Below are 12,493 nucleotides of genomic sequence, written 5' to 3'. Positions count from 1 at the left end.
TTTTTGGGCGGCACACCAGAATTCCATCTGGAAGTGATCGAGGTGTTACTGGCTCTGGGCGTGTCTACCACCACGGAACGCTTGGGAATGATCGCGCCCTACCCTAGGCGCCGGTTTGGTATCCGCTACAAGGGCGACAGTCTCAGCAGCCGCGTCGAGGATCTTCAGAAGGCTATCAACCACATTCTTATCGACGCCAGGCATATCCCTGATGTTTAGGAGCTCGTCCTTCATCACTTTCAGTGCGGCGTTCACCGCATCGACTTCAGCAGTGGCCCCCTCTGCGGTCAGTGCGTTTTCGATTGCCCCATCAAGAGCCGAAATCTCAATCAGACTGTTGAGCAATTCACGCGCTTGCTCATCCATCTCCATCTTGGAGATTTTGTCGATCTTCGCCGTTATTTCATTGAGCTCGATGCCGCCCGCCTTCAGTGCCTCCGCAAGTGCTGCGATTTCCCCCAGAGTTTCCTGAAGCCCGCCCTGCGGCGTCCTGACCGCCGCATTGAATGCCTCATTTGCAATTTTTGCGAAGTTATCTCCGGCGTTAAATACTGCACTGCCGCGAAGTCGATCAAGCTCCTCACGCATTTTCTTGATCTTCTCGATCCTATCCTCACTGACAAGATCATCGAGGCTTTGCCCCGCGGCTTCTGTCGCTTCAATCAGCTTGGGGGCGTAAAGACCAAGCCTCTCCATTTCTGCGCGCATCTCGCCAGTCTGCTTTGCAGCCTCCTATGAATATGATGTGGCGCTTGGTGCAGGCCTGCTTGTCGTGATCCTTGCCACCGCAGTAGCTGCACCGAAGGTTCTTGCGGGCGGAGGATCCTGCCCATGTCTTCGGACATGTACGGATGTCGTGGCGGTGCGAACCGCAATAGGTGCAGTGCATCACCTATCCTCTAGTTGATCGGCGCAAATGTCAGGCGCATCCTGGGGTACCCAGACTCACGAGGGAAAAGATGGTGAAGCGTCGGAATTGCTCAACCTGTAACGGGAAGGGAACGCTCGATTTCCTCGCCCAATGTCCGCATTGCAAGGGACGGGACAAACATGAAGATGGCAAGGATTGCCGTCCATGTTTCGGATCGGGGCAAACAGGTAGCGTCGTCACTTGTCCTGTGTGCTTGAACAAAGGGTAGATCCGCAAAATCCATCACCATCTTGGCGCATCTCGACCTCTCACGGCACATCCATCACGCGACCGGCCAGACCGATCAGCCAGCAGGCGATCCGGGAGCGGATGGTGAAGCCGCGAGGCATGCGGATGGTGAGGGTGAAGCCCTGCATTACTTCCTTGGTCGAGAGGGTCAGTTTTCCGGTGTTCTGGGCCATGTGGTCGCCTCGTGATTGTGCTTGCGGGAATCGGATGCGCCTGCGACACGCAGCGAATGGACCTGACATTCCCCATAAATTTCATTGGCCACGACGAGTGGATGGACAGCGGTTACGATCTGGATCTTGCCGGAGGTGAGGTGGTCACCAGAGACGGTGAGGTGATCGGTCGATGGCGGGTGGCTGACTATGACCCGAATGCCGCATATGGCGAAGAGGACGGTCGCTACGAGTTTATCCCTCAAGGCGCGGATGCTGCGATAATCACCGAAGACTTCCTGGAACTGGATTCCAGGGGGAGCCGGGGCTTCGCATTATCCACAATCTGTGGCGCGATCCGCGACTGGTATAACGCCGAGAACCCCAACTTCCCGATATCGACCAAGCGCCCGAAGGCCTGATGATCGGCCCCGCGGTAAGCAAAACGCCCTCGGCAATCCGGGCGCGTCTCTCGTCTGGTCATAGCTTCGCTGACGTGCGCGCAGGGTGGCCCATCCGGGCAGTCCTGCGGCTGAGGGTCTGGGCGTCCAGCTTTCGCCTCGCCTCAGGTCGACCCCACCTGACAGACAACATACTGACTCTGGTGTATCAGGTCAATGTTGCTTTGAGTCCGTTGCGGGAGGTCGCATTTCCTCGGTCTTAAACTGACGGTAGTTTCGCGCGCTTTCGGATCATGCACCACATCGTCATTGCCAGCATGAAGTTCGCCATGCCGATGCAGGCAATGACCATCAAAGCAGCCTCCGCACCAGTGCCTGCGATTAGCGCTCCGCCGAGCACGGGGGCCGCGGCCTGCGCCAGAAGTGAAGGCCGCGCCAGACGGCCCATCACGACCGGATAGCGAACAGCCCCGAACAGCGCCAATGGCAGCGAGCCGCGTGCGATTGAGAAGATACCATTGCCTGCGCCATATAGGATCACGGCCAGCCCCGGCACATTCATATTCATTGCCAGAAGCACGATGCCCGTTGCGACACTGCCAGTTGCGACGATCAGCGTCCAGATCGGGTGGTGCCGTTCGCGACCAGCCATTTCCAAGACACGCGCCGCAACTTGTGCCGGTTCCAGTAACGCACCTATGGCGACGGCCTCCGAAAGAGTCAGACCCTGCGCCTGAAGGAGAGTCAGCAGGTGCACCGAAATCAGGGTGACGGCCAGTCCGGCCGTGATGAGGATCGAGGCCATGACCATAAACACCATCCACTCGTGGCCGACCAATGTCCCGGAGCCTGCCGCGCACAGATGCGCCTCGGGCTGGACCTGCGGCTCCCTCGGGATCAGGCCGAAGATCAGGGGCAGACAGATCAGTAGGTGGATCACGGCATAGGTCGCCACTGTTCCGCGCCAACCGACCTGATCCAACAGCCAGGAGGACAGGGGCCAGCAGACCGTGCTGGCGAACCCGCCCCACAGGGTCAGGGCCGAGATCGCGGCGCGTGCGTCCTGCTTATAGAGACGGCCAAGCGTGGCGAAGGCGGGGTCGTAAAGTCCCGCACCCATGCCAAGGCCTATGACGCACCATCCCGCATAGAAGGCAGCTAGGTTCGGGGCCGTCGCAATGAGGATTAGGCCTAATGCCAAAAGGGCGCACCCTGCGGCCAGAACGGGCCGTCCACCAAAGCGCGCGATGGCCCCGCCTACTCGTGGCGACACTAGTCCGGCGCATACCAGTGCCACCGAGATAGCGCCCACCACCCACGGCTGCGCCCATCCCGTATCCGCCACGATGGGTGCAGCCAGTACCGCCATCAGGTAATAACTACTGCCCCACGCGAAAATCTGAACGATACCAAGGGCGGAAATGACCGACCAGCGCCGCGCCGCATGCATCAGATCGCATCCTTCAGGTTCAGGCGCTCCTGCAACTTCTCGGCAGCCTCTTTCCGCTCGCTGTATCGGTCCGTCAGGTCGGGCCGGTCCCGCGTCAGAAGGGTGAAGCGCACCAGCTCCTCCATCACGTCCACAATCCGGTCGTAATAGGGCGACGGCTTCATGCGCCCATCCTCGCCAAATTCCTGATACGCCTTGGCGACTGAGGATTGGTTCGGGATTGTCACCATCCTCATCCAGCGCCCGAGGATGCGCATCTGGTTCAGGGCGTTGAAGCTCTGCGATCCGCCGGACACCTGCATGACGGCCAGCGTCCGCCCCTGCGTGGGCCGAATGGCTCCCATCGACAGCGGAATCCAGTCGATCTGCGACTTCATCACGCCGGTCATCGCGCCGTGCCGTTCAGGGCTGGTCCAGACCTGTCCCTCGGACCAGTGGCACAGATCGCGCAGCTCCTGCACCTTTGGGTGGTCGGCTTTGGCATCATCGGGCAGTGGCAGGCCATCTGCATGGAACACCCGCGTCTCGCAACCGAAGTGGCGCAGCAAGCGTTCAGCCTCCAGCGTGGCAAACCGGCTGAACGACCGTTCGCGCAGCGAGCCATACAGCAGGAGAATGCGCGGCGGCGGACCGTCGATAAGCGGAAGATGCAGTGCATCCGGCATCAGGTTAGGCAAATCGGGGATCATGCGCGGGCCTCCTTCAGCGCGCCATCGCCCGGGAACCAGCGGCGGCCAAGGCGTAGGGCCACACTGACGAGCAAGATAAGAACCGGCACCTCGACCAACGGGCCGATGACGGCGGCGAAGGCCACGGGCGACGCCAGGCCGTAGGCTGCAATGGCAACGGCAGTCGCCAGTTCAAAGTTATTGCCCGCGGCCGTAAAGGCAATGGCCGTGGTGCGCGGGTAGTCTTTGGCGATCCACCGACCCATGGCAAAGCTGACGATGAATTGGACGATGAAGTAGATCACCAATGGTATCGCGATCCGCAGCGCGTCAAAAGGCAGACGCAACACGTCGCCGCCCTTGAGGCTGAACATCGCGACGACGGTAAACAGCAGTGCGACCAGCGTGATCGGGCTGATCCTCGGCAGGAACCTGTCCCGATACCAGCCTTCACCCTTGCGGGCGATCAGGACACGGCGTGTCACAAAGCCTGCAAGGAAGGGCAGGCCGAGATAGATCAGTACGGCCTCTGTTACCGTCCAGAACCCCACGTCGATCACGCTCTTTTCCAGCCCGAACAGCGGCGGCAGCACGGTCAGGAACAGCCACGCGTAGGCCGAGAAGAAAAGGATTTGAAAGATCGAGTTGAAGGCCACCAGGCCCGCGACATACTGGTTGTCACCCCGCGCGAGCTGGTTCCAGACCAGAACCATGGCAATGCAGCGGGCAAGGCCGATCAGGATCAGGCCAGTCATGTATTCCGGCTGATCGTGCAGGAAGATCACCGCAAGGCCAAACATCAGCACAGGCCCGATGATCCAGTTCTGCACGAGCGACAGCAGCAGCACGCGCTTGTCTGTGAATACCAGCGGCAGTTCCTCGTAACGCACCTTTGCCAAAGGTGGATACATCATCAGGATCAGGCCGATGGCGATGGGAATGTTTGTAGAGCCGACAGACATGGCGTTCAGCGCCTCCGACAAGCCGGCGAACAGGGTGCCAAGCAGGATGCCCAGCGCCATGGCGGCGAATATCCACAGCGTCAGGTAGCGGTCGAGGAAAGACAGACGCTGCATCATGCGCTCCGCACACGATTGCCAAGTTCGTCCACGACTTGCTCGCCATCTTCTTTTCTGAAGGCGGCTTGCTGCGCGGGTAGCAGATCCAGCACGGCCTCAGACGGGCGGCAAAGCCGGACCCCCTTAGGGCCGACCACGATGGGCCGGTTGATCAGGATTGGATGCTCCATCATTGCGTCGATCAGGGCCTCATCAGACAGAGCAGGATCATCAAGGCCCAAATCGGCATAAGGAGTGCCCTTCTCGCGCAGTAGGGCACGGGGCGCTATCCTCATGCGCTCGATGAGCCGGCTGAGCAAATCACGGGACGGCGGCGTTTTTAGATACTCAACCACATGCGGCTCGATGCCCGCATTGCGGATCATTGCCAGCGTGTTGCGAGACGTGCCGCAGGCGGGGTTGTGGTAGATCACGATGTCCATGGTCATGACTTCTCCGTGGCTGTGGGTTCGCAGGCGCACGCCATTGCCGTAACAGCAGGCGTGCAAATTTCGGGGTGTCCTTGGCAGCAGTCGCGCATCAGGAACTCGATCAGGCCGGAAAAGGACGGATAGAGCGCGGTATAGATGATAAAGCGACCCTCGCGCCGTGACCGTATCAGCCCCGCATGCTCCAGATGCGTCAGGTGAAAGGACAGGCGCGATGTGGTTGCCTCAATGACCTCCCCGATGGCTCCTGCCGCCATACCCTCTGGTCCTGCTTGAATCAGCAACCGCACGATTCGGAGCCGCGTTTCCTGCGACAGCGCCGCAAAGGCAGCAAGTGCGCGTTCTTCCTCCATCGAATCAACTCCTCAATAAATCTTGATTAGTTAAAACGATGACGGCCTAAACACAAGTGTTGGTGGCGAGCGCGAGCCTCCGCTTTGTCCGTATTACTAAAGCTCAGCGCTCAGATCGCCACCCGATCTGTCGTCAGCAACCTGCTCAGGAGCACGCCATCAAAGCTGACTCGCTGTCCGACCTGATACCGCACCACGCCCTCACCCGGGCGGAAGATGTGCATTTCGACCCCATATGACGCGCGTTTGAGCGACATCATTGATCCGTTATGCGGCAGGGTCTCGTGATACTGCGCCAGATGCCACAGGTTTTCCGGCTGCATGAAGCGATCCATCTCGGCGAAGAAATCATGGATCGCAGCCACGCGAGGTGGTGCTTCGTGCCGTCCTCATAGGTCCGGTGAACAATTCTGAACTGCGGGTGAAGCTCGGTCAGAACTCTGAGCTGTTCGTCCCGCCCCATGTCATCAAAAGGCTTCCGGCCGTGCAGGCGGCAAAGCTGGTCGCGGATCCGCTGTGCTGATGTTTCGAACGCGAGGAACGCGACCCTCACTTTCTCATGCTGAGCCACCTGATAGGCCGCAAAGGTCGTGAATGTGGATTTCCCAGCCCCGGGCGTGCCGGTGCCGACCGAAAGCGTGCCGATCTCGAAAGCGATGCCATAATCGTAAGGGGCCATCCCGATCCGAAGCACTCGCCGAGGCGGCAGCGGTGGCAGGTCGAGCAATCCGGTGATGAACCCGCCAGGGGGGTCAACACGCTTGGGCGAGTGCCGCCCGGGTTTCCGCTTCGAAGCGGGACAGCCCCCCGTCAAACTCGATGATTGCCGCCCGCTCTTCGAAGGCGTCGATGTCGAAGGGCTCAGTCATGGATCACCAGCCAGCCCGCGCCGACGCCCGCGAATTTCTTCCGCTTGCCGCCGATCATTCGGATTTCGCCAATCTCGGCGTGCTTCACGGCCTGAGGCTTCGCCACCTCGACTTCATCCCACCAGCATTTCTGGTGGAGCCAGGTGGCAGGATCCTTGGCAAAGCCTTCCGCCACTTGCCGGTCGAAACCATACCGCCGGGCCGCATCGATCAGAACTGCCTCATCAATGCCGGATTTGACCGCAGTGGCATATTTCGCCTCAGCTGCGGCTCGGCCTTTCTTCGCCCCGTTTCGATGGGGGTAGGCCTGCCAGAACTCTTCAAATCGCGACACGCGCGCACTGGAAGAAGATTTATCTTCTTCTGGTTCTGACCTCTGACAATGCTCTGGCAAATCGGTAGCATTTGCTACACCTGTGTTTAGGCTTTTCAATGCCTTAGCTCTGCCGCCCTTGGCGCCCGATGCAGCCCTAGACTGGGACTTATGACGCGCCTTTTCATGCTCCTTGAGCAGGCGGGAATTGGTGATGAACCCATCCTCTGTGACGATGAAGAACTTCTCGATTTCAGCCCATACACGGGACCAGCGCGGAGGGTGGACGCGAGCGATCCGCGCCAATTTTGTCGGGCTATTTGGAAGCCTGGCGTCATGGCGCCACATGGTGATCAGCAGCAAAAGGTAGACCCGGATATGGCTGATCGCGGGAAACGTCCCGATTGCTGACATGGTTAGTCCTCGATTTGACTTCACCGCCCGCCATCGCGAACCAATGTTCGTGGCGGGACAGAGCGAGACTCAGCTCGCCGCAAAGGCCTCCGGTAAATCCGGGGGCATAGAGGGCTCTCGAAGAGCTTAGGTGCCGTGTCTGAGGTTGCGATTGACTCGATGAGCCAGCTGGCGGAAGCGTTCGCCCCCGTCCCGCATGTCGTCCATCTGTCGCCGTCCTTTGGCTGTGACTGAGCGCTTGGTGCCCTTCTGGCGAACCAATTCCGATTTGGAATGAGTTGGCACACAGGCCGCCAGCATCGCGATCATCCAGAGCCAGTCGAGGCTGAGGTTGTTCTCATTTGCATAAATAAGGAAATCATGCGCGAACGTGCGATCCTTACCTTCCCCTTCGGTGATGGCGCTCGGAGCCTCTGTGCCGGTCCATTCCTCGAACTGGGCGAGGCGCTGCATTGCTTGCGCGAGGGTGCGATCAAACTTCATGCCGCGACCTCCCGGCTTTCCAGCCATGCGAGGATTTCGGCCTCCACCCAAAACCGGCGCTGGCCGATCATACGGGGTTTCGGGAAGGCGAGTTCCGGCCGGCGGATCCAGCGCTCAAGCGCCGAGAGCGAGATGCCGCCACCTTTGCCAAGCCGCCCGCGCCTTGCGTCCCGATCCCGACGCTGCTGCTTCTTCCGAATGGCGTCCGGGGTCATTTGAGCATCACGTCCAGAAGCGCGGCGGAGAGCGGCTGCTTTGACATGGGCGGCAAGGTCTTTTGACCCGAGGCCTTCGCTCGTTCTTTCGCATAAACCTGATCCAGCCAGGCACGATCCATCTCCATCAGGATCGAGATATGGCGCGGCTCCATGGCGAGCCCCATCATCCGGCACCAAGCCTCCACCTCTGAGGGCTGGAGCGCATTCGGGCCGGCGGGATGATAGGTTCGGGTCAGACTCAGGCGCTGGAAGGTGTTCCAGAGGATCCGGCCAGCCTCGGGGGGCGGACCTTGTCACCTTTCAGCGAAGCAGCGACAGCGGTGCAGAGCTGGCGAGACAGGCGGCGCATCAGCGGATACCAAAGGCAGATTTCGTCCGACGCGAAGCGTGGGCCGTCGCTGAGACAGACCGCCCGACAATTCCGGGCGCGGCCTTTCCGACCACATTGCCGGCGGTGCGGGTCGAGATCCGCTCCACCGCCGCCTGCCAATTACCATCCTGATCGACCGAAACCCGCACATCGACCTGCGAAGAACCGCCGCCGCCTGCGCTCTGGCCTCGCGTGTGATCCACCACGGAACGCTTGGGAATGATCGCGCCCTACCCGAGGCGCCGGTTCACGCCATGCCCCTCGTTCTGCAGGTGCCAGGTCATCTGGCGAACCCCATAGAAGGGCGTGTCGAGGAATTGCCGGTCGATCAGCCGCATCAGGCCGAGGTTCTGATCCGTCTCACCCGCCGGTTCGTGGTAGAAAGACGAGCGCGAGATCGACAGCAGGCGGCACTGCGCGCCGATCGACAATGCTGGATGGCCCCGCTCAATCATCCTACGCTTCGCTTGCCGGTCCACGGCTTGAGCTTTCGTGACAAAAAATCGTTGGCGACGGCCAGCTCCCTGATCTTGGCGTGCAGCAACCGGACCGTCTCTTCATCCAATTCTGCAACGGGTTTTCTGCCGCCGCGCTCGAACATATCCGCAGCCCCGTCGAGCAGCGCCTTCTTCCACTGATGGATCAGCGTCGGAGGCACCCCGTATTCGGCCGCCAGCTCCGACACAGTGCGCTCGCCTTTCACGGCCTCAAGCACAACGCGCGCTTTGAAGCCAGCGTCAGGGTTCCTGCGTTTCCGAATTCCTGATCTCCTCGTCCTTGCAGACCAGCAAACGTCAGATCGTAGCTTCCGTCACTGTCCGATTACCGGGGAGTAGCTCACCACGTTAGATTCGGCGATCGTGAACTCCTGCCGCGCCGCCCACTCTTTCGCAGCCTGCCTGGTCGGAAATGACTTCGAGGACCGCTTGTCTTTGCAAGAGACCTCCGTCCTTATGGCGCCCGAGGGGAGCTACGGAATGTTACCATGACCACCTTCTACGCAGGTGCGTAATTCCTGCGCAATATGAAGGGCAAAACTGGTCAGATTGACATCCCCAGGGTGGAAACTTCATCCAGCAAAGGTCGGAATTTCCCTTATTTTACTGCGAAAGAAGACTCCCCGGGAAAGTCATGGTACGGATGGTCGGACTCGAACCGACACTCCTTGCGGAAACAGAGTTTGAGTCTGTCGCGTCTACCATTCCGCCACACCCGCAACGCACGGAACCCGCATGGCAGCGACAGGATCAGGATCCGGCCGGAGGGCACCGTTTCGCGGACTGGTCTCCGGGCCGTTACGCCCGGGTCGCTTCGCCCGCTGCCGCGCTTATGGCGTCAATGCGGGCCGGGCGTCAAGGGTCCTGGAGTCGCAACTCTGAGATCCGGGTTAAGGTTGCCACTCGGGCGCGGCTGAAAAGCGACGGGACAGCGGCCTCTTCCCCGCACGGGACAGAGTTCCGCCCGGTCGCGGCATTACCGGAGCGGGCGCGTCAAAAGGGCATAACAGACAGCAAACATCCGTGAGAGCCGGGGGCAGGTTCCGGCAGAGTGCCCTTCCCCCCGCGCGCCGACCGTCACCTGCCCTCACGGTCGCAGCATTTCCGGACCGGTTTCTGTCCCGCTCTATGACCCGCCGACCGGACAGGTCATTCCTCGTCCGGGCTCTGCTCGCGGTTGCGGCCGCGAAAGCCCATGGCGATCACGAATTTTTCCGAGGAATCCTTGCGGCTTGAGGGTGGTTTCACATTGGCGACTTTGGTGAAGTTCCGCTTCAGCTCGGCCTGCATCTGATTCTCGGCGCCGCCAGCCAGCACTTTGGCAACGAAAGTGCCGCCATCTTCCAGCACGTCATAGGCGAAAGCCAGCGCTGCCTCGATCAGTGCGATGATCCGCAGGTGGTCGGTGCCCTTATGGCCCGAGGCCGCCGCCGCCATATCCGACATCACCACATCAGCGCGCCCGCCCAGCCAGGCCTTGACCTTGTCATCGGCGCCGTCTTCGAGGAAATCGAGCTGGTGGATCTCGGCCCCCGGGATCGGCTCCACCTCCTGAAGATCGACCCCAAGCACATAGCCCTGCGGTTTTTTCAGGTTCTCGCCCAGCGAATTGACGCGCGGCACTGCGACCTGGCACCAGCCGCCCGGCGCACAGCCAAGGTCAACCACCCGCGCACCCGGCTTGAGAAACCCGTAGCGGTCATCAAGCTCCATGATTTTATAGGCCGCCCGCCCGCGAAACCCGTCGCGTTTGGCGCGGACGACATAGGGGTCGTTCAGCTGCCGCTCCAGCCAGAGCGTCGAGGAAAGCTTGCGCCCCTTGGCGGTCTTGACCTTGACGCGCAGATCGCGCGCACCACGGCCCGACGTGTTCTTGCCCTCTGGCGGTTTCGACATCCTGCGGCCCTTCTTTTACGGCGCTTCATCCAGTACGCCATCGGCGCTCATCTGGGCATATAGCAGGCCCTCGCGCAGACCGCGATCCGCAACTGACAGCCGTTCGGTAGGCCAGATCCGCATCAGGGCCTGCAAAATCGCCGCCCCCGACATGATCAGCGTATGGCGGTCGCGCCCGATCCGCGGGTCAGAGCGCCGCCCCTCGGGGCCAAGTGCAAGATAGTCGCGGATCACCCCGTCGATCTGGGTCGAGGTCATCTCGAGCCCGTCAACCTTGGCGCGGTCATAGCGTTTGAGCCCCAGCCAGGAGGCCGCAACCGTGGTCACCGTGCCCGAGGTGCCGATGATCTGAAAACCGTCGCGTTTCGACTGCGCGTGATAAGGGCTGAAGGAGGCGAGGTTTTCCTCGAAAAACCAGGACATCAGTGCGAAACGCGCGGCGTCATCCTCGACATCCTGGAATTGTTCTTTCAGCGTCGCCACACCGAGCTTGACCGAAATCCAGTCCACCACCCGCGCCTGGGGCAGATCTGAGGCCTGGTTGAACCCGGTCCTGAGCCGCATGATCGATTTGGCGCGGTCCTCGGGCGGAACAGCGGAAAGGTCGATCCAGACGAGTTCCGTGGATCCGCCGCCGATATCGACCACCAGCAGCTGTTCGGTCTTTGCACTGACCAGCGGCGCGCAGGAGACGACGGCCAGCCGCGCCTCTTCCTCGGCCGAGATGATCTCGAGGCTCATGCCGGTTTCACGCCGCACCTGGCGGATGAACTCGCGGGCATTCCGCGCCCGCCTGCAGGCTTCGGTCGCGACCAGACGCATCCGGGTCACGCCATGTTTTTCGATCTTTTTCTGACAGATGCGCAGCGCCTGGATGGTGCGCGCCATCGAGGTCCGGCTGAGCCGTCCCGATGCTTCCAGCCCCGCGCCAAGCTGCACGGTCTTGGAAAAACTGTCCGTCACCGCGAACTGCGCACCCGATGGCTGGGCGATCAGCATGCGGCACGAATTCGTGCCAAGATCCAGCGCAGCGTAAAGCGCTGATCCCCGGCCTTCGCGGGGTGACGAAACACCGGGGAGGGAACCGGATTGCTCTGGCTCGACCCTGACTGGTGCCGCGTCCGCCCCTTGGGGACGCTCGGGCGTCATACCGCCCTCCATATGTGGTTGAGACGAATGTAATAGCGTGGCCCTGGTATGACAAGGTTTCATCACGGGGCACGTCATGGCAGGGTGGCGGCAGCGAGGGTGTGGCGCTGGCGGCGCGCAGAGATCGGCGCGCCGGACAGGCCTGTGCCCGCTGTCGCTGCAAGGCGTCGCCATGTCGAAAACCGACCATGGCGGCTGGTTTGCGACGTCTACACAAAGACAGAGAGGCTTGAGGGGGGAATCGCAGCAATGCCCGAAATCACCATCGTTCGCTGGAGAGACATTCCCGCCCAGGTCATCGTCGGCAAGGGCCGGCGCGGGTCGAAAGTGCAGCTGCCCGAGCGGTTTGAACAGGCAATCGACCGTTGTGCGATGAAGATCGGCGCGCGGGACTCTGACGCTTATCTCGCAGAATGGCGCAAGGCCGTCGAAGGCGAGGCCGAAGGCGATCCCGATGACATCGCCCGCGATGCCGCCGCCCGCCTAGAGGCGGAATACGACACCGACCGGATCAAAGCGCTGATTGCCAATGATGGCTGGGCCACGCCCCCCACCGCGGGCTGATCTCTGAATGCAACTGACGTTAAAGGAGCG

General features: G+C 61.1%; 17 protein-coding genes, 1 tRNA gene and 1 pseudogene. 2 read left to right on the top strand and 17 right to left on the bottom strand.

The features are described 5' to 3' along the window. Positions 1-45: 45 nt before the first annotated feature. On the bottom strand, positions 46-708 hold the full coding sequence (locus M3484_RS00750; protein WP_249495350.1) for a hypothetical protein: 663 nt from the start codon (positions 706-708) through the stop codon (positions 46-48). Between the two features lie 471 nt (positions 709-1,179). After that, positions 1,180-1,332, bottom strand: a complete 153-nt coding sequence (locus tag M3484_RS00745) for a hypothetical protein (RefSeq protein WP_249495349.1) — start codon at positions 1,330-1,332, stop codon at positions 1,180-1,182. A 56-nt stretch (positions 1,333-1,388) separates the two neighbouring features. On the opposite strand from M3484_RS00745, the gene M3484_RS00740 reads away from it, so the two are divergent. Further along, on the top strand, positions 1,389-1,733 hold the full coding sequence (locus M3484_RS00740; RefSeq protein ID WP_092897023.1) for a hypothetical protein: 345 nt from the start codon (positions 1,389-1,391) through the stop codon (positions 1,731-1,733). A gap of 238 nt (positions 1,734-1,971) precedes the next feature. On the opposite strand, the gene M3484_RS00735 is transcribed toward M3484_RS00740, so the two are convergent. The 15 genes and pseudogenes from M3484_RS00735 to M3484_RS00665 form a co-directional block, all read right to left on the bottom strand. Next, positions 1,972-3,162: an MFS transporter gene (locus M3484_RS00735; protein ID WP_249495348.1), complete on the bottom strand. Its 1,191-nt coding sequence runs from the start codon at positions 3,160-3,162 to the stop codon at positions 1,972-1,974. Continuing rightward, complete coding sequence (arsH, locus tag M3484_RS00730; RefSeq protein WP_283258253.1) at positions 3,162-3,851, bottom strand: arsenical resistance protein ArsH; 690 nt, start codon at positions 3,849-3,851, stop codon at positions 3,162-3,164. Before arsH ends, M3484_RS00735 begins: the two co-directional genes overlap by 1 nt. After that, positions 3,848-4,906: an ACR3 family arsenite efflux transporter gene (arsB, locus tag M3484_RS00725; RefSeq protein ID WP_249495347.1), complete on the bottom strand. Its 1,059-nt coding sequence runs from the start codon at positions 4,904-4,906 to the stop codon at positions 3,848-3,850. The genes arsH and arsB overlap by 4 nt, the downstream gene beginning before the upstream one ends. Then, positions 4,906-5,337, bottom strand: a complete 432-nt coding sequence (arsC, locus tag M3484_RS00720; RefSeq protein ID WP_502942414.1) for an arsenate reductase (glutaredoxin) — start codon at positions 5,335-5,337, stop codon at positions 4,906-4,908. Before arsC ends, arsB begins: the two co-directional genes overlap by 1 nt. Further along, positions 5,334-5,690, bottom strand: coding sequence for an ArsR/SmtB family transcription factor (locus tag M3484_RS00715; protein ID WP_249495346.1), 357 nt, complete (start codon positions 5,688-5,690; stop codon positions 5,334-5,336). Before M3484_RS00715 ends, arsC begins: the two co-directional genes overlap by 4 nt. A gap of 110 nt (positions 5,691-5,800) precedes the next feature. Next, a complete protein-coding gene (locus M3484_RS00710) occupies positions 5,801-6,055 on the bottom strand; it encodes a hypothetical protein (RefSeq protein WP_249495345.1) in 255 nt (84 codons plus the stop codon). Between the two features lie 496 nt (positions 6,056-6,551). Beyond that, positions 6,552-7,286: an LvrA C-terminal domain-related protein gene (locus tag M3484_RS00705; RefSeq protein WP_249495344.1), complete on the bottom strand. Its 735-nt coding sequence runs from the start codon at positions 7,284-7,286 to the stop codon at positions 6,552-6,554. Between the two features lie 126 nt (positions 7,287-7,412). After that, positions 7,413-7,769, bottom strand: a complete 357-nt coding sequence (locus tag M3484_RS00700; RefSeq protein ID WP_249495343.1) for a hypothetical protein — start codon at positions 7,767-7,769, stop codon at positions 7,413-7,415. Beyond that, a complete protein-coding gene (locus M3484_RS00695) occupies positions 7,766-7,984 on the bottom strand; it encodes a helix-turn-helix transcriptional regulator (protein ID WP_249495342.1) in 219 nt (72 codons plus the stop codon). The genes M3484_RS00700 and M3484_RS00695 overlap by 4 nt, the downstream gene beginning before the upstream one ends. Then, positions 7,981-8,262 (bottom strand): annotated as a pseudogene (locus M3484_RS23865) (phage tail assembly chaperone); the annotation flags it as partial. The gene M3484_RS00695 and the pseudogene M3484_RS23865, both read right to left, overlap by 4 nt. A gap of 325 nt (positions 8,263-8,587) precedes the next feature. Beyond that, a complete protein-coding gene (locus tag M3484_RS00685) occupies positions 8,588-8,812 on the bottom strand; it encodes a hypothetical protein (RefSeq protein ID WP_249495340.1) in 225 nt (74 codons plus the stop codon). Continuing rightward, on the bottom strand, positions 8,809-9,117 hold the full coding sequence (locus tag M3484_RS00680) for a transposase (RefSeq protein ID WP_349306257.1): 309 nt from the start codon (positions 9,115-9,117) through the stop codon (positions 8,809-8,811). Before M3484_RS00680 ends, M3484_RS00685 begins: the two co-directional genes overlap by 4 nt. Before the next feature lie 372 nt (positions 9,118-9,489). Further along, positions 9,490-9,573, bottom strand: a tRNA-Leu gene (locus M3484_RS00675). A 430-nt stretch (positions 9,574-10,003) separates the two neighbouring features. Beyond that, positions 10,004-10,750 (bottom strand): RlmE family RNA methyltransferase, encoded by a 747-nt coding sequence (locus M3484_RS00670; RefSeq protein WP_249495338.1) that lies wholly within the window; start codon positions 10,748-10,750, stop codon positions 10,004-10,006. Positions 10,751-10,765: 15 nt separating this feature from the next. Further along, positions 10,766-11,899, bottom strand: coding sequence for a Ppx/GppA phosphatase family protein (locus M3484_RS00665; RefSeq protein WP_092901548.1), 1,134 nt, complete (start codon positions 11,897-11,899; stop codon positions 10,766-10,768). Between the two features lie 249 nt (positions 11,900-12,148). On the opposite strand from M3484_RS00665, the gene M3484_RS00660 reads away from it, so the two are divergent. After that, positions 12,149-12,463 (top strand): virulence factor, encoded by a 315-nt coding sequence (locus M3484_RS00660; protein ID WP_092897005.1) that lies wholly within the window; start codon positions 12,149-12,151, stop codon positions 12,461-12,463. Positions 12,464-12,493 lie beyond the last annotated feature (30 nt).

It is taken from the genome of Pseudomonas sp. GX19020 (assembly GCF_023371075.1).
In the GTDB taxonomy this organism is placed as follows: Bacteria; Pseudomonadota; Alphaproteobacteria; order Rhodobacterales; family Rhodobacteraceae; genus Pseudogemmobacter.
Note: the sequence above shows the minus strand (reverse complement) of the source record. Positions and strands in the feature narration are given on the sequence as shown.